This window comes from Candidatus Accumulibacter cognatus, assembly GCF_000584975.1.
GTDB lineage: Bacteria > Pseudomonadota > Gammaproteobacteria > Burkholderiales > Rhodocyclaceae > Accumulibacter > Accumulibacter cognatus.
The window spans coordinates 1-16,206 of record NZ_JDST02000107.1 but is presented as its reverse complement, the minus strand read 5'-3'; the positions used below and the strand labels follow the sequence as shown (position 1 = coordinate 16,206).

General features: G+C 63.1%; 17 protein-coding genes. All 17 read right to left on the bottom strand.

The window, feature by feature from the left end; translation table 11 throughout:
• Window positions 1-5 precede the first annotated feature (5 nt).
• A complete protein-coding gene (locus AW06_RS17505; RefSeq protein ID WP_273704846.1) occupies window positions 6-665 on the bottom strand; it encodes a phage tail protein in 660 nt (219 codons plus the stop codon).
• A complete protein-coding gene (locus AW06_RS17500; protein ID WP_034952803.1) occupies window positions 662-1,567 on the bottom strand; it encodes a baseplate J/gp47 family protein in 906 nt (301 codons plus the stop codon). Before AW06_RS17500 ends, AW06_RS17505 begins: the two co-directional genes overlap by 4 nt.
• 5 nt (window positions 1,568-1,572) lie before the next feature.
• Window positions 1,573-4,626: a putative baseplate assembly protein gene (locus tag AW06_RS21085; protein WP_273704845.1), complete on the bottom strand. Its 3,054-nt coding sequence runs from the start codon at window positions 4,624-4,626 to the stop codon at window positions 1,573-1,575.
• Complete coding sequence (locus tag AW06_RS17490; protein ID WP_034952801.1) at window positions 4,623-5,021, bottom strand: GPW/gp25 family protein; 399 nt, start codon at window positions 5,019-5,021, stop codon at window positions 4,623-4,625. Before AW06_RS17490 ends, AW06_RS21085 begins: the two co-directional genes overlap by 4 nt.
• An 8-nt stretch (window positions 5,022-5,029) precedes the next feature.
• On the bottom strand, window positions 5,030-5,425 hold the full coding sequence (locus AW06_RS17485) for a PAAR domain-containing protein (protein WP_034952799.1): 396 nt from the start codon (window positions 5,423-5,425) through the stop codon (window positions 5,030-5,032).
• A gap of 3 nt (window positions 5,426-5,428) precedes the next feature.
• Entirely contained in the window at window positions 5,429-6,064 is a 636-nt protein-coding gene (locus AW06_RS17480; protein ID WP_034952798.1) for a phage baseplate assembly protein V, read from the bottom strand.
• Window positions 6,061-7,134, bottom strand: coding sequence for a contractile injection system protein, VgrG/Pvc8 family (locus tag AW06_RS17475; protein ID WP_034952795.1), 1,074 nt, complete (start codon window positions 7,132-7,134; stop codon window positions 6,061-6,063). The genes AW06_RS17480 and AW06_RS17475 overlap by 4 nt, the downstream gene beginning before the upstream one ends.
• Window positions 7,135-7,146: 12 nt before the next feature.
• Window positions 7,147-7,836: a LysM peptidoglycan-binding domain-containing protein gene (locus AW06_RS17470; RefSeq protein WP_034952793.1), complete on the bottom strand. Its 690-nt coding sequence runs from the start codon at window positions 7,834-7,836 to the stop codon at window positions 7,147-7,149.
• Window positions 7,827-9,995, bottom strand: a complete 2,169-nt coding sequence (locus AW06_RS17465) for a hypothetical protein (protein ID WP_034952791.1) — start codon at window positions 9,993-9,995, stop codon at window positions 7,827-7,829. Before AW06_RS17465 ends, AW06_RS17470 begins: the two co-directional genes overlap by 10 nt.
• Window positions 9,995-10,549 carry a phage tail protein gene (locus AW06_RS17460; RefSeq protein WP_034952789.1) on the bottom strand — a complete coding sequence of 185 codons (555 nt, stop codon included), beginning with the start codon at window positions 10,547-10,549 and terminating at the stop codon, window positions 9,995-9,997. Before AW06_RS17460 ends, AW06_RS17465 begins: the two co-directional genes overlap by 1 nt.
• A gap of 15 nt (window positions 10,550-10,564) precedes the next feature.
• A complete protein-coding gene (locus AW06_RS21500) occupies window positions 10,565-10,690 on the bottom strand; it encodes a DUF6760 family protein (RefSeq protein ID WP_308240066.1) in 126 nt (41 codons plus the stop codon).
• A gap of 26 nt (window positions 10,691-10,716) precedes the next feature.
• On the bottom strand, window positions 10,717-11,094 hold the full coding sequence (locus AW06_RS17455; RefSeq protein ID WP_034952904.1) for a hypothetical protein: 378 nt from the start codon (window positions 11,092-11,094) through the stop codon (window positions 10,717-10,719).
• 58 nt (window positions 11,095-11,152) lie between these two features.
• Window positions 11,153-11,587 carry a phage tail protein gene (locus tag AW06_RS17450; RefSeq protein ID WP_034915949.1) on the bottom strand — a complete coding sequence of 145 codons (435 nt, stop codon included), beginning with the start codon at window positions 11,585-11,587 and terminating at the stop codon, window positions 11,153-11,155.
• 182 nt (window positions 11,588-11,769) lie between these two features.
• Entirely contained in the window at window positions 11,770-12,900 is a 1,131-nt protein-coding gene (locus AW06_RS17445) for a phage tail sheath subtilisin-like domain-containing protein (RefSeq protein ID WP_034952787.1), read from the bottom strand.
• A 9-nt stretch (window positions 12,901-12,909) separates the two neighbouring features.
• On the bottom strand, window positions 12,910-14,163 hold the full coding sequence (locus AW06_RS17440; protein WP_034952785.1) for a phage tail sheath subtilisin-like domain-containing protein: 1,254 nt from the start codon (window positions 14,161-14,163) through the stop codon (window positions 12,910-12,912).
• A 150-nt stretch (window positions 14,164-14,313) separates the two neighbouring features.
• On the bottom strand, window positions 14,314-15,168 hold the full coding sequence (locus tag AW06_RS17435) for a Pvc16 family protein (RefSeq protein ID WP_034952784.1): 855 nt from the start codon (window positions 15,166-15,168) through the stop codon (window positions 14,314-14,316).
• Between the two features lie 18 nt (window positions 15,169-15,186).
• The coding region (locus AW06_RS17430) for a hypothetical protein (RefSeq protein WP_273704844.1) at window positions 15,187-16,206 on the bottom strand (1,020 nt) is incomplete at its 5' end.

Genomic DNA, 16,206 nt, shown 5'->3' with positions numbered 1-16,206 from the left:
TCGGGTTAATGGGCGAGATCGCCGAGCAGCGTGTCGACGCCGATCTGGGAGTGCACGCCGATCTGCATCGTGGTGTGCGCGGGATGGTAGTCATAGGCGGTGTGGGCCGGCTTCTCGAGGTCGATCATGGCCCGGATGATCTGGTTCTGGCGCTGCAGGGTGGCCGGATCGGGATTGGGGATCGTCACATGCACCCGGAAGTAGTGCGGCGCATTCCCGTTGAGCTGGGTATCGACGCCGACGGTCGAATGGTCGCCGATCTGGAAGACGGTGTTCCCGCCTTCCGAGATTTCCGGGTCCAGGCCCGTATAGATCTTCAGCAGCTCGATCAGATTCTGCTTCGTGCCACGGCGCCGATACAGCGGAACGATTCTGGCGAGGAACTCCCTTTTCTGCTCTTCGCGCCAGTCGGCACGCAGTCCCAGCGCCACCCAGCCGGCCAGCCAGTCGAGAAACTCGCGCGGCGTCGTCAGTGGATCGAAGAGCTGCGGGATGGCGGCGATGATCTGTTCCAGCCCCCGGCGAGGTTCGTTTTCGCTGCCGTCGAGACCCGTCAGGACCTGCTCGAAGGCGAGCAGAAAGCGACCCAGCAACGGGTCTTCGGAGAAGATGGCCGGCAGATACTCGAGATAGCTGCTGGTCCGCCTGGCGTCGATCGTCATCATCCCTTCTCCTGGATCGTCACGGCCATCGCGGTCAGCGTCCGTGTGCTGACCAGTTCGTGGGGCTTGACTGTCAGACCGATCTGCTTGCCTTGCGCGTCGTGGATCAGGCGCGCGGAATCGTTGCTGGCCAGCATGACCTCGGTCACATAATCGACTCCCGGCAATTGATCGAGCAGCTGGTAGATTTCGGAGACGAAGACATTGCGCCCGAAAGGCCAGCCGGTCTGTTGCTCCCCGCCGCGCAGCGGATCGAGAAAAGCACGCAGGGCGGTGGCGGCGCGCGGCAACAGCCCGCCGGGCTCGGCATCGGGTAGCGGAACCATCGTTGCCTCGATATCCACCGGCACGGATTGTGGGCCGAGGACATGGACAAAGGTCGTCAGCAGCCGGCGTGGCTCGAGGTAGGCTGCCACCGCCTCGATCACCGAACTCAGGTCGCCGTCGTGCCGGGGCACGACGATTAGGCTGACATGGCCCGGCTGCTCGGCTTCGAAGTCGATCAGCGCGTTGCGCCGCGGCAGGCAGCGGACGCGGGCGACGCGTGCATCGGCCGCGAGCGCCAGCGCTTCGAAGTCATCGCAGGAGACCGCCCGGTCCTGGCGCCTGAGCGCCTGGACGCTGGCGCGGATATCGGCCGCCAGGGCTTCCGGGGTCATCCCCGAAGGCGTCCAGTCCTTGCCGTTGAGCAGCTTCAGAAAAGTACGGAGGTTGTCGTCACTCACCCGGTTCAGCCGGTAAATCAGCATCTCGGACAACCAGGCGAACAGCTCGATCAGGGTGATGCCGGGGTCGGACGGATTGTGATTGGTCCATTCCGGCGCGTAGCCGGGGATCAGCGTGCGCGCTTCCTCGACCAGGTCGGCATAGCGGCGATCGTCGAGATCGGGGAGGGTCAGCGGCATGGCGATCAGGTTTCCGCGAAGGTCAAACGAATGTCATGGATGCCGGAGTAAACCAGGAAACGGCCGCTTGCCAGCGCACCCGGACGTTCCTCGCTCTCGGTGACTTGCAGGCTGCGCAGATGGTCGACCCCCGGTACTGCTTCGAGCAGCGCGTAGAGGTCCGAACGATGCGGCTTGCGGCCGAAATCCCAGCCCTTGCGATCGAGCCCGCCGGTCAAGGGGTGCAGGAAGCGGGCCAGCGTCTGCGCCACCTCGCTTTCCACCGCGCTGGCGCCCTCAAGGGAAAGCAGCGCCAGTTCGACGGAGACGTCGACGCGCACGTACTCGGGTCCGACGACGACCAGATCGGCTGTTGGAATGCGGCGTTGATCGAGGTAGTGCCTGACCTCGTCGAGGAGTGTCAGGCTCGGCAGGGGCTTGGCATCGCGCGTGCGAGGCACGACGATCAGGCTGACGGTACCCGGCCAGGAGCGCAGGGCAGCGGGGTCGCGGGCCAGATCGTGGAGCGGGACGCAGCGGGCGCGCGCCACTGCCGGCGAGGCCAGCACCGCCAGGTCCTGGTAATCCTCGATGCTGACCGCGCGCTGCCGATGACACAGGGCGCGCGGCGCGCGTTGCCGCAGCGAATCCAGCGTTTCCGCTTCGGCACCACCCAGCGCCGGTTCCAGGTTGCTCACCTGGTTCACATACGGGACGGTGGTCTTCAACTGCACAATGGCATTCGCCGGCCGGTTGCCGACGACGCCGCCGCCGGTCCGGTAGTGGGCCAGGCGGACATTGCCGGTACCGGCCGGCGGGATGAGGCCGTTGCGGCCATTGCCGAAGCGAATTTCGCCGCTCAGGGCGTCAAGAACGTAGTGCCGGTCGCGCGGACCCGATCCATAAAAGTCGGCTACCGGCCGCCAGCGTACCCAGATCTCGGGCGGCCGGCCGCCCGCTCCTTCAGTGATCGTGATCGCAGCGTCGCCGCTGGCTTGCTGGATCAGCGTCTGTTCGGCGTTGGCCGGCAGTTCGCGTTCACGCACTTCGAGGCGTTCGTCAGCCAGCAGGGGCGTGCGGATCGTACGAAAACGCTGGTTTTCGCTGCCATCGCTCGAACCGAGGATTTCGTTGCGCACGGTGACGGCCTGCAAGGCCATCGTCGTGTTGAAGAGCACGCGGCTCAGATGCGGTGCCAGCGGGTAGTCGCCGCTTTCCCAGCGGGCGCGTAACCAGTACGCCTGCCGGGCAAACTCGGCACGGCTGGAAAAATCGCTGGGCGCCAGCCATTCGAGCAGACCCGAGCGGGTGAAGTTTTCCGAGCCATCCTGAACCTTCAGATCGCTCCACTGCATCCCGTTCCAGTACGCCCAGGCAAGCCGCAAGGGATCGGCCGAGTGCGCTGCCGGGGAAGGGGCGCTGGCCTCGCCGTACTTCAACTCGGCACTGGCGAGGTACAGGCTGAGCTTGCGATTGGGAAAGTCTCGACGCGCCGCGGGCAGGGTGAAACCCAGATAGACCGTTGGCCGCGGTTCGAAGGTGGCCTGAAACGGCTGGAACGGGGTGCTGGGGACGGCAGTGTAGGCAAAATCGTTGTACGTCAGCACTGCTTCGAGCGGCGTTGTTCGGGCCAGCAGGTAGTCGATGCTGAGTCGCCGGATCGAAGGGGGGGAAAAGGTAGCCGGGATGAAGCGATAACCCCGTTCCGGATGTTCCGGATCGACCGGCTCGTAACGGGCTTCCTGGCCATAATCGCCGGCATCGAGGCGTACACGCAGCCAGTATTTCTCGAGGCCATTGAGGGTTGTCCGCTGCGGCGGCTTGCCCAGTTTGCAGGTGATCGTCCCGGACTGGGTCAGGTTCGCGGTGGTATCGACCATATCGTCTGGCGGTACCCACGCCTGGCCGTCCCAGTAGTCCCAGGCAAGCTCGAGATCTTCCGACGCGCGGGTCGCTGGAATGGGTGGCTTTTTGGCCTCCCTGGGATTGGTCAGCTCGATGCGCAGGGTGATCGTACTGCCCGCTTCAGCAAAGGCCCGAGCACGCGCCAGATACAGCGTATCGCCGAAGCGGGGCTTGTCGCCGAAAGGAAAGAAATCCTTGCCCAGGTCGACCGGAAGCTGGTTGGCGAAGGCTACGTCGGCGGCCAGGCCGGTCGCTCCGAGAGTGACTTGTGCGCTGAGAGACGCGATCTCAGGCAAGTGGCTGGCGCGCACCCTCCCGGCCTGAAAAGCGTCAGCAGGCGTGATCGGCGTCAGCAGACGGCATCGCAGCCAGCGGCTGGTCTGGTTGGCGAGACGCTGCTCGGCGATCGGAAAGGCGTGCAGGCCGGCAGTCAGCACGACATCGCCGTTGCGCGTCAGCGCTTCGGTCTGATCGACGGGTGCGAGCGGGCAGCCCTCCTTGCCGTCCCAGATTTCCCATTGCACGGTACGGGGATCGGGAGCCGGGTTCTCGCTCGTCAGTTCGAAGGTCAGGCGCAATTCCTGCAGATCGGATCGTCCGAACAACGCGTCGTCGCCGAGATAGAGGACATGCTCGAGCGCCCGGTTGCCCGCGAAGACCGGAATGGCGATTGCCGCTGGTGTGTTCAGCCAAGAGCTGTGGTCGGCATAGCGATCGACTTCCGGTTCGCGGACAAACAGGCAGGAAAGCTGCGCTGCGCCAACCACCAGTTCACCTGTGGTCTCGAACAACACCGGCTCGTTCTCGCCTTCGGCCGGTGGCGAGGCGACCTGGGTCCCGCTCGGCACAATCGCCTCGGTGGTGCTGCCGGGCGCCAGCGAGAAGGTGAGCGGAACCCGGGCGGGTTGCGGTGGCAAGCATGCCTCGCCGAGCAGGTCGAGAAAGGCGAGGAGGTTCTTGTCCGGAACCTGGTTGAGCCGTTGCAGGATGATTTCGGCAAAGCGACTGAAGATGCCAATCAGCGCCGTCCCCAGAGGATCACTTCGGATCTGTCCGGTCTCGGGATCGGTATATTGCTCGTGCCAGTCAGGTGCATAAATAGCCAGCAACTCGCGCAGCTGTCCGGAAATCGCGGCAGCTGTACGCGGATCGATGGGCGGAGCCGTTTTGATCATCCGCTCGTGCTCCTGTCCAGATAGAACGGATAGACCAGGTTGAAGGCGTTATTGGTGGCGCGTACCTCATAGTCGATGCTGATCAGCAGCACCTCGCCACCTTCGGCCGCCTGCACCTGGATGTCGAGCACATCGATACGCGGCTCGAACAGCAGCAGGGCCTGGCGGATGGCCTGCGTCACCCTGCCGGCGGTAGAGGCGCTATTGATCTCGAAAACCAGGTCGTAAATGCCGCAGCCGAAATCCGGACGCATCACGCGTTCACCCTTGGCCGTGCCAAGGATGATCCAGATCGACTGACGCACGCTCTCCTCGTACTCGGCGTGGTTGAAGAAGCCAAGTTCATCGAGTGTGAGGGGGAATCCCCAACCAACGCCAAGAAATGGTTTCGACATGGGCCTTCCTAACCGATGAATACCGTACCCACGGCGATGACCTGGCCAGCCGGCAGGTCCGCGGGATCGTTGCAGGTGGTCGCGGGGTCACCGTTGCGCGCGGCCATCTTGCCGTTGATTTTCACTGTCGGGCTGCCGATCCGGATGCTTGCCCGATTGCCCGGAGGTTTCTGAAAAGCGGTTCCGGGCGGCGTCGGCAGATGGGGAGGCGTGTTGTCGGCCGTGCTGTCCACGGTCGCCGCCGGCCTCCCCTGGATGTTGACGTCGCTGCTCAGATTGCCGTTGATGATGCCGGTAAAAGGGTGCGGCAAGGGCGTCGGCACCGGTGGTGTACCCGGGACGATGACGATATGCGTGTCGGTGGCGACGATCCGGTCGCCCTGTTTGGCGGCAGGCTGGCCCATGATTCAGTTGATATTGACGGTTGCACCCTGGATGTTCAGCGTTGCGCTGGCGGTCACGTCGATTCCCACCCCAGCCTCGAGGCTGGTATCGGCGGAGGACTTGATTTCCACCTTCCGGGCATCGAGCTTGATCGTTCCCTGTGGCGCCAACAAGCTGATGTCCTTGTCGCTGGTAATGGTGATCGTGTTGGTCGCGGTGTCGAAAACGATGCTGTTCCTTTCACTCTTGTCGATGATTTCGATCTTTTCCTTGCCGTCCTCGTCGTTGAGGCGAACCAGATGGCCGCTGCGCGATCGGATCAGGCGCAAGGCATTCTGGCCGTCGGCGTTGTCGGCCGGGGGTTTGTCCTTGCCGTTCCACAGGCCGCCGAGTACATAGGGAAAACGCAGGTCGCCCTGTTCGAAGGCGACCAGCACCTCATCGTCCACTTCCGGCAGGAAGTACCAACCGCGCCCGCTGCCGGCCATCGGCGTGGCGATCCTCGCCCAGGCGCTCTCGTCGGCGTCGCTCAGCCAGGGGAACCTGAGCTTGACCCGTCCGAGCCCGTCGGGATCCTGATTATTGGTCACCACGCCAAACACCACGCCGGCGATGCGGGTGGCGTCGCCATGCTCGACAAGCAGGTTGAAGAAGCTCACGTCGCGTTCCTCCTGACGGTGAAACGGGTCAGATAACCCTGGTGGGGCGTATAGCCATGGTTCGCCGAGACGACATAGTACGGGCCGCTGAAACGTTGACCGAGCCCGTCGATCCTGATGACTGCGCCGGCCCGCAAGTCAGTGCGTCCCCGGCACGCTCCTTCACCCTCGATCAGTTCCAGTACGTCGCGATTGAAGCGGGCCTTGGCCAGTTGATCGGCTTCGGCCTGGGTAGCCACCGGCTGCCGGCTGATCAATGCGACGGCAGCGCCGAAGGCGCTGTTCGCGAGAGCCGCGCCAGTCTGCCGGCCGCCCATCGTCGAGACTTCTGCCCCGACCCTGGCTTGGCCGATGATCTCCTGCTTGTCCTTGATGTTCCAGCCGCGTACCTCGACTTCGCTGACCTGGCCCGCCGCAGAAAGCCGCGGGTAGAACTCCAGCAGGTCGTCGTTCAGCGTCAGGGTCATGATTTCACTCGCCGCGTTGGCTACCGGCCGGAAAAACAGCGTCTTGTCATCGACGCTGACTTCGTATTCGATCCGGCGAGCGCGCTCCTGAAGAAACGCCAGATCGCTCTGGCCGGCCTGAAGCACGTAGTCATGGACGACACGGCTGTCGCTGGTCTGCGCAATCAGCCCAGCTTCGCCGGCGATTTGCGCGGCGATATCGCTGTCTTTCTGCTGCACGAAGGTGCGCACCTTGCGACCCCGTTGCAGGCGGTGGCGGCGGTCATAACCACGCACCGTCAGATGAGGCAGGCGGTCGGCCACGAATTCGAGTTCCAGTGCGGTAATCTCGCCCTTGATCAGGCTGGCCAGATCGTCCACATAGCCCAGCCTGACTTCGGCCACCTGGCCAACGGCAAACAGATTCCGGTCGTCGATCCAGGCCAGGAGCTGATCGTCGTGCTCCGAACCGGCCAGTTCAATGGCGAACATGCTCGGCAGCTCGACGCTGTCGTCGACCTCGACAGCGATGACCTGCGTTGCGACAGTATTGGACAGGGGAGATCCGTTGACGGTGATCTCGAAATCGGCGACCAGCGGGCTGCGTGGATTGGCGAGGGGCATCGTTGCTCTTCCTCAGCCGCGCCTGGGAATCGTCAGCGTTCGACCGACGTCCAGATGGCGCGGATCGTCCAGGTTGTTGGCCTCGGCGATCAGTCGCCACTGCGCCGGGTCACGATAGGTTTCGGCAGCGATAGCACTCAGGGTGTCGCCGCGCTTGAGCCGACGAGTGGTGAACTCCGGGTCGGTCTGGCGCTGGTCCAGCGCCGGGTCGAGGAACTCGGTGACCGTGACCATCAGGGTGGCCCGCAAGGGTTTGCCGTCGCTGCTGAAAAACGTGAAGCGCTGGACGAGGTTGCTGAGCACGCCGGTAAAGGGAAAATCGGAGTGGGCCGGCGGTGCGGCACCCCAGCTGATTTCGACCGCCGGTGGGCGCTGCAGCTCCTTCTGGATGCGTGTCAGTTCGACCACCTTGTTGGTCTCCTTGCGCACGTCGCCGCTGACGAGGTCGTTGACCGGTTCGGTCACGTCGTAGAACAGCTCCAGATTCAACAATCGGCTGCCACCGCCAGCAAAGAACAGGGTCGGCGCATTCACCATGCGGTTGGTCCGGGCACCCGTCGGGCCGGTTGCACTGAGGGAATTCCAGGTGACTGACTTGCTGATCGAGTAGGTATTCGGGTTGAAAAGCACCGCGAACCTCTTGTTCGTTATCGATTGGCCGCTTTTGTCGAGGGGCGTGATCGTCAGCTTGCTCAGTTCCATCCCTTGACTCCTCGACGTTCGCGTTCAATGGTCAGTTGGCGGTGGATACGACGGCTGAGCTGGGCGATCAGTGGCTCCCAGTCCAGAGTGGCTCCTGGCAAAGGGACATCGCTCGTGGGCGTGGAAAGGCTGGGCTGGCTGTCAGTAGGTGCCGAAGAGGTGTCGCTGTTTGACGGACGGGCGGCGACAGCCGGCGTTTTCGTCCTTTCGAGGATTCCCGCGCTTCCGGCTCCGGGAGAGGGCGAGGCGGCGATGCGTTGGCGCCAGACCATTCCTGAACCCGGGTCAGTGGCTGTCGCAGTGGCTTTCTCCTGGATCACCGGCAGTGCCGACGTGACCGCCGTGCCAGGTGTCGCTTCATTGATTTCAGCCGCGTGCCGAGCCGCGGTCGGGTAGGCAAAGGGCAGGCTGTCGCGACCCTCGGCGGCGCTGCTTGCCATCAAGGCATGGCCTGCAAGCGGTGGATCGACCGTTCGATGGTCGTCGATCGGCGCCGGGTTACGGATTGCGCCGGGCGTCGCGGGTGGGACCGCATGCGGGGGCCGGCTGTCGCCCGCTTGCCGGGTCGAGATGCCGGCGACCCGCCTGAAGAGAATGCTCCCGCCATCGTCGGCCCGGTCAGGCCGTGTGGCCGATGCCGCCGCGTGCGCGATCGTTTGCCGTGCGGCGGCCAGCGGGAGTTTCGCCGCCACCCGGGCGTCGGGAATGGCCCGTCGATCCTCTGCCGCTTCCTCCGCGGGAAACGCCGGAGTCGGGTAATCAGGCAGCGAAAGGTCATGCAGGGCGGCGTTGGTCGTGGCAGAGAAGTCCAGGACGAATGGGGTGTGTACTGGTTCGCCCCTGTCCGCAGAAGTGCGGTCGATTGCCGGGCGCGCGCTGGCCGCCGCTGGCGGGCCAACAGGAGCAGCGAGCCTTGCGGGTAGTGCGGTCGCCTGGTCCAACCGATGGCCGTCGATCGGCTCCGGGTTACGGACTGCACCGGGCGTTGCGGGTGGGATCGAAACCGGGAGCCGGCTGTCGCCCGCTTGCCGGATCGGGATGCCTGTAGCCCGCCTGCAGAGGGTGGCCTCGCCATCGTCGGCCCGGCCAGGCCGTGTGGCCGCCGCCGCCGCATGCGCGATCGTTTTCCGTGCGGCGGCCAGCGGGAGTTTCGCCGCCACACGGGCGTCGTGAATGGCCGGTCGATTCGATGCTGCTGCCTCGGAGGGAAACGCTGGGGTCGGGTAGACGGGCCCATTCGCGCTGAGCGGTGTTCCGTGCCGAGTCGGGAACACGGGCGCCGTGGGAAGCGCTTTTCGCCTGACCCGCAGGTTTGCCACCGTTGGCGGCGATGATTCTGCCGTCCATCTTGTCGCCGCAGGTCGGTCGATACGCCCTGCGATGGTCGACTGCACCGCCAATTCGGGTGCTGCGCTCGCGGCTTTGGTGACGACAGAGCGCCGGCTGCCAATCTGTCCATGGTTTGCCGCTTCCCCCGCCGGCCTGCTGGCAGGCGAGTCGCCAGGCGTGGCGCTCGCAGTCAGATCGTGGTCTTTGCGCACAGTGGCCGGTCTTGGGGCGGAGGAAGCGGCGAGCACGCGGAAAAGACCAGATCGAGTCTCGGCCCTCTGGCCAGAGTCATGGCGGGAGAGCAGGGGTTTCAAAAAGGACAGCGTTTGGGACAGCGTTTGTCCGAGCTCACCGGCGGTACGACTCGCCTGCTGCCTTGACTGCTGCACACGGATTACCCCAGGCGGTCGAGTCGTGCGCAGTGCCAGGTGGTCAGGCGGCGGGCCGGCGTATTCCGTGCTCGCTGCTGGGTAATAAGGGGCAAGGTCAATCTTGCCGCTGGAATTCGGGTTTGCCTGCCAGCGGGTGTCAAACCAGGTTGCCGCGGTTCCCGGCAAATCGGCTCCGTTATTCGCCAGGGTCACCGGGAAAGCACGGGCTTTCCGGTAAACCAAGCCGGCGTGGCCATCTCCCGCTTGTATCTCGCCAGCACCGGCACGGGCCAGCAGTCGCTGCAGCAACGGAAAGCGCTGGCCAGCCCACACGGCCGTACGGGCGTAATGCTGCTGCGGCCAGCGCACGTCAATCATTCCGGGTTCCTCGCTGCTACGGGCGGTCGTGGCGTTCAGCCAGCCATCCAGTGCTCGCATCGGCCGCGGGCGCGCATCCATCAGAACGGCCCTTCGGAAAACGTCAGCGAACCGCCACTGATGTGCTCAGCGACTACGCCGGCCACGACGTTTGCCAGTCTCGGCCGGCTGAGCCCACGGTGGGCAAGTTCCACGCTTTCAATGGCGACCCCGCCCGAATTGGCTACCAGCGAGGGCCCGTTCCAGCGGAAGGGGAAGGCCTCCTTGAAATCCCACCAGATGACCGGGATGCGCTGTTTGTTCAGCAGGTAGATGGTGCCGTTCCGGCGATTGATCCTGCCCTGTACGACATCCTGATGCCAGCCCCAGAGTCCATCGATTTGCGTCAGGCCGTGTTTGAGCAGCAGTGGTGGAGACCTCGTTGGTCCGGCAAAACGATGCATGTACTCATTGACGCCGCCTTCGCGATACTCGAAGGTTTCGCTTTCCACTTGCAGCCCACTGCATTCCGAAAAGCCGCCGGCCAGGATCCCTTCGATCTCCACCAGGAAATTGAAGGCCTGGTAGGGGTCGACACGCACCCCCGACAAGTTGGTTGCCAGACTGAAGGCGGCGTTCAAACCCGGTTCAGGCATATCGCTTGCTCCTCGTTACCCGCTCTCGGACTGCTCGTTCAGGCGTCGATTGATCCTGGCGATCTCTGACACCCAACGGCGCCGTTCCAGGTGGTCGAGATCCATGATCTCGTGTTGCGGCCAGTGAAAATGAAATCCGATGTACGCTACCTCTTCATAGAGCCGCTCTACGGGGTAGCGCCAGACTCCCCCTGCTCGCTCAACTCCACTTCAAATTCCTTCTCACAGTACGGGCACTGGGTATGCAACCGGTTGCTGCCACTATCGTTCAGGCGACGATAAAGATTCTGCAAGTATCCCAGATCGGCGGCGAAAAAACCCTCGACGATCTTGGGATTGATCTGCTCGAGAGTGCCCAGGCGAGTGATGACGCGCGCCAACAGGATGATCAGCAGGTACGCCGGGTTGTTGTGCACCCGTGGATCCTTCAGCGGTGCGATTTCATCAAAAGCTGTGGCCAGACGCATCACACCTTCCTTGTGCAGGTTGCCTTCGCTGTCGATATAGCCCATCGGCAGGGTGAATGGGAACTCGGTCTGCAGCATCATCTTTCCTGTCTCGTAGAAAATCATGAATGATCACATCAGACTCCAGGTCGGGCTGCTAGGCCTTCTTCAGCTCCTCGTGCGTAATTTCCAGAGCCTCGATGGCGACGGCATTGTTGGTCGAGTTGAATGTCGGACCAGTCCATTTGGAAGGCCAGGCGCCGACGAAATTCCAGCGCAGCTTTTCCGCGCCGGTTTCGTCCAGCAGAATGATCGAACCGTTCCGCCGCTCGGCTTTGCCATCGATGACCGTCTGGCGCCATTTCCACAATTCGTCCGAATCGGTAATGCCACGCTTGAGAGTGACGGGGACGTATTTGTTCAAGCCGGTCAGTTTGCGGACATGATTGGGGTCGGTCCCTTCGCGATAGTCGACCGGATCGGTGCTGACATCCAGGCCGCCACACTCCTGAAAACCAGCTTGCGTGATGCCATCGATTTCGACCATGAAATTGAAGCCCCGATAGGGATCGGTACGTGTTCCGGTAGGCATGGAAGCTCCTTCGCTTGGGTTGGGTGAAAGGGAAAACAGATTCTCATTTGACCGGGCAGGTTAGTGTGAAAGTCGCGTATGCGACTCACGAATCTCCCCTCCCTCCTCGCGGGGGAGGGGTCGGGGGAGAGGGAAGCGGTCATGACTTTCATGATCGGGGGTGCCTGGAAAAGTCATGACCGTTAGACGGAGTCCGTCGTCCCCGCCCGGTGGATGATGCGTACCACGATGAACTCGGCAGGTGCTGTGGCGGCCAGACCGATTTCGGTCACCACCTGCCCGACCTCGCGGGTCTCCGGCGGATTGGTATCGGCATCGCACCTGACGTAAAACCCTTCGGCCGACGTTTGCCCCTGCAAAGCCCCGGCTCGCCACAAGCCGGTCAGGTACGGATGCAGCTCGCGCTGAATCCGTACCCATAAACGCGGATCGTTAGGCTCGAAAGCCGCCCAGGTCATGTTCCGGTCGACCCAGCGGCCGACAGTCAGGCACAGCCGTCGGACGTTGATGTGGCGCCAGGCGGGATCGCGATTCAGCGTGCGCGCGCCCCAGACGCGGATGCCGCGCCCCGGAAACACACGCAGGCAATTCACGCCTTCCGGGTTGAGTCGATCCTGCAACGGCTTGTCGATCGCCACTTCCAGATCCAGGGCATCGCGTACTTCCTCGTTGGCCGGCGCCTTGAACACGCCGACGCGGGCATCGGTACGCGCAAAGATCCCGGCCACATGCCCGCAAGGCGGGACCCATTGATCCTGGCCAGTTTGCAGCCAGGGATAATACAGAGCTCCGTTCAGTGGTTCCGTCAATCCTTGCGTGATGCGTCGGCGCTGATCGAGCACACTGTCTACCGAACTGTTCGGTGCCGTATCGAGAATTGCCAGGCGATCGCCGTGCTCGGCGCAGTGGTTCAACAGGGCGTGTTGCACCTCGTTGGTGGCGGAAGGGTCGGGCAGGAGTACAGCGTCCGGCATCGCCACCAGGTCGACGTCGATGAGCGCTCCCAGCTTCGCCAGAGCCGTTTTCAGGGCGGCCAGCCGGTCGCCAGCGGCGGGATTGGCAAGTGCCACATAACACCGGCGACCACCGTTGGCAAAGAAACCCGTGATGGCCGCTCCGAGGTAGCCATGTGGCGGGGACGGCAGGGTGCCGACGAGTTCTTCCTGGCGATGCAACAGAATCGGAGCGGGCACAGCCGCTGCGGTGGCCGCCGCCAGGCCGACGAAACCGGCGATGCCGGTCGGCAGGCCGCTCGCTGGCTGGAGAAAGACGTCCTCGCGGTAGACGCCGGGAGCCTGGTAGGTGGCGGCCATCCGCGTCGCCTACTTGCCGGGTGCAACGAACTGACTGATGCGGAAGATGACGAACTCCGCCGGCCGCACGATCGATACTCCGATCTCGGTGACTACCTGACCCAATTCGCGCAACTCTGGCGGGTTGGTTTCCGCATCGCACTTGACATAGAAGGCCTCCTGCGCGGTGGTGCCGAACAGTGCCCCCGAACGCCAGACGTTGGTGAGAAAGGCCGTGACGTTGCGATTGATTTTCTGCCACAGCGCGGGATTGTTGGGTTCGAACACCGCCCATTGCAGACCTTCATCGATCGATTCGCGCAGGAACAACAAGGTGCGGCGCACGTTGATGTACTTCAGATCGGCGTTGGCGTCGCCGCCGACGGTGCGCGCTCCCCAGGCAATGATGTTGTCGTTGAGCACGCGGATGCAATTGACCCCTTGCGGGTTCAAACCGTCCTGCTCCGCCTTGCTCAGGGGTTGCGTGACATTGAGCGCGCCGAGGATGACTTCGTTGGCCGGGGCTTTGTGCACGCCCCGCTGGTTGTCGACGCGTGCGTAAATGCCCGCCAGGTGACCGCTGGGGGGCACACCGATCACGCCATCACTGCCCTGCAGTCTGGCAGCGGGATCGAACACCTTGATCCACGGGAAATACCAGGCTGCGTAATCGGTATTTTTGGGCATCACGCCGGGATTGGCGTCAGCGGGAATCCGGGTCAGCGTCGTCAAATCGCTGACGCTCTCCGGTCCGTCGAGAATCGCAAAGCGATCGGATGTGCGCAGGCAGTGCGTCACCAGCTTGTCACGGCTGGCCTCGTCGGTCATGCCGGGCGCGGCGACCAGAGCGATTTCGTCGATCGCCGCGAAGGCCCTGAGGGCATCGTCGAAGTCGGTCGCCGAGAGAACCCGTACCACGTAACAGCGGCTACCACCGTTGTTGAAGAAGCCATAGACCGCATGGGCGAGGTTACGATGACCGGTGTCGATCACCGGACCGGGGTCCATGGTGGCTGCCACCGCCTCGCTGCCGATCAGGTCGCCAAAGGCCTTGGTGAATTGCGTCCAGCTGGTGATCAGCCTGGGAGTGCCGGCAGGTGTTGGGAGGCTGAAGTCCACGAACTTGGTCGTTCCGGGTGCCGCTGCCGGGTCTTTGGCAAGGAGGTGGATCTTGTCCGGTACGACGCCGACGAAACCGGCCGTGCTGGTACTGACGCCAGCGATGGCCTTGATCGCCGACGGGACTTCTTCAACATAGACACCGGGTGACAGGTATTGTGACATACGCCTTACTCCTTAATGTGAAAGTCGCGTATGCGACTCACGAATCTCCCCTCCCCACTTGGGGGGAGGGGTCGGGGGAGAGGGAAACGGTCATGACATTCATGATCGGGGGGGCCTGGAAAAGTCATGACCGTTAGCGGTTTGGATAGCCTAAAGTTGCACGTCGTAGTGGTGTCCAGCGGTGACTGGAACAGTGATGCTGGTCGTGATCTGGGTTGCGCCCGCCTGTACCCGCAAGTCATGGGTGCCCGCCTCCGGTACCGTCAGTGAATAGCGGCCTGCCGCGTCGGTCACCGTCTCGATACCCGTCCGGAGCAGCGTCACCCGGGCGTGCGCTACAGGAAGACCTCTGGCATCGGTAACCCTCCCGGCGACGCGCAGGAGGACTTGCCGGGTAGCCGGCTTCAGGTCTTCGCCTGTAGCGTTCATGCGTTCCCCGAGATCAACCTGCCCGGTGATCGCGAGCGGTTCCGTAATCGTTGCAAACCTCTCCATGGCCAGCGTTGCCGTGAGGGTGATTGACGGACGCAGCTTGTTGCCGATGGCCGTCCAGAAATCGGCGGGATCCTTCAGGCCGTCGGCTTGCGCGGCAAGCATCGGCAACGGCGGCTGCTGTCCCAGCAGCTGGCCTTGCAGGAAAGCGGCGGGAATCGTCGGATAGCGGGCGAGCACCTGCAGCGTCTGGCTCAGCAGACGATGCTCCTGCAATGGTAGCTCGGTGCCGCCGACCGGCCAGGCGGTGACCAGATACGCACAGGCGACCCGCAATGGCGGCGGATGGATGATCGCCTGACCGCTGTGGCGTTCGAGCAGCGGCTCGCTGCTGCGCAGTTCGAGATTTTCGCGGATGTCGTACAAGAACAGGTTGAGCGTCGTCTGCGCCGGGTTGAAGGACTCCGCCGGCCGGTCAAAAACGACCTGCGCCGCGGCAAGCTCCGGGTAAGCACTTGCCAGGGCTGGATCGTCCAGCAGAGATCGCAGTGTCAGACTCAGGTCGCGAATCATGCTTCAGGAATATCCCGTCTATTCCGCTGGTGAACTCTGCCGTATCTCCAGGATGACCACCCGGTGTCTTTCGCTATTATCAACGTCCGGAACACCTTCCTCGCGCCAAATTTCTTCGCCATAGACGCGCGGCAAGAAGTTGGCGCGCGGCAATATGTCCCTGATTCTACTGAGGATGTAATGAGCGCGCGCGCGCGCCAACTCCCGGTTGCGCTCGAAGTTGCCAAGGGGACTTGCATAGCCGTCAACGAAACCGGAGAGATCGCTTCCCCCTTCGCCATATGGATCAAGATTCATGAGAAAAGTGGTCAAACGTATGCTTTCTTCTTCTCGTGTCGAGGGATTCGTCCCTGGTGTCGCCTGACCGGTGTTGAAATAGTAAGCGTGGTGTCGTATCACGGTGATCGGTCCGAAGCTGATCTCCGGCGGGGGTGCGGGCGTTTCGATGTCAACGACGAATCCGCGTCCGGCGGTCAGGGTCGAACCGGTAGACGTTCCCCATGAGCGGGAGTATCCAGCGCTGGCGTCTACACCGATACCGAACGGCTCAAAGCTGCCGCCAAATTCCACCGGGATCTCATTGCCCACGCTCGTCGACTCGGTCGAGCCAAGCGTCAGAGCCAGTCCAACGCTGCTTTCCCCCTGAACCGGCGTGACGCTGAGAGACCAGGGCGCATCCCCGGCGCCACCCGTCAATCCGTGCGTTGGGGCATAAAGTCTTATCGCGCCACGTTCATCCACCGCAACCCGCCATGTGTAATCGACGTCCCAGGAGTTGGTGTTGTTGAGTATGGGGTCGTCGCGCTCAACGGTGACCGAGCCTGCAATTTGCAGAGAGGCATTGGTGTTCAAAGGGATGGAAATACTTTCTCGTTGACTGCTGGAAAAAGTACGTTCCACCGTTCTTTGTCCACCGACCAACAGCGAGACGCGGAGGTTGATCTCCATGTTGGAGTCGTCCATGGATCGCGGCACCTCACCCCAGCCTGCCAGCGGCACGGTCAAACGCTGTAGGCGTGGTATACCGTGCGCGGTCAC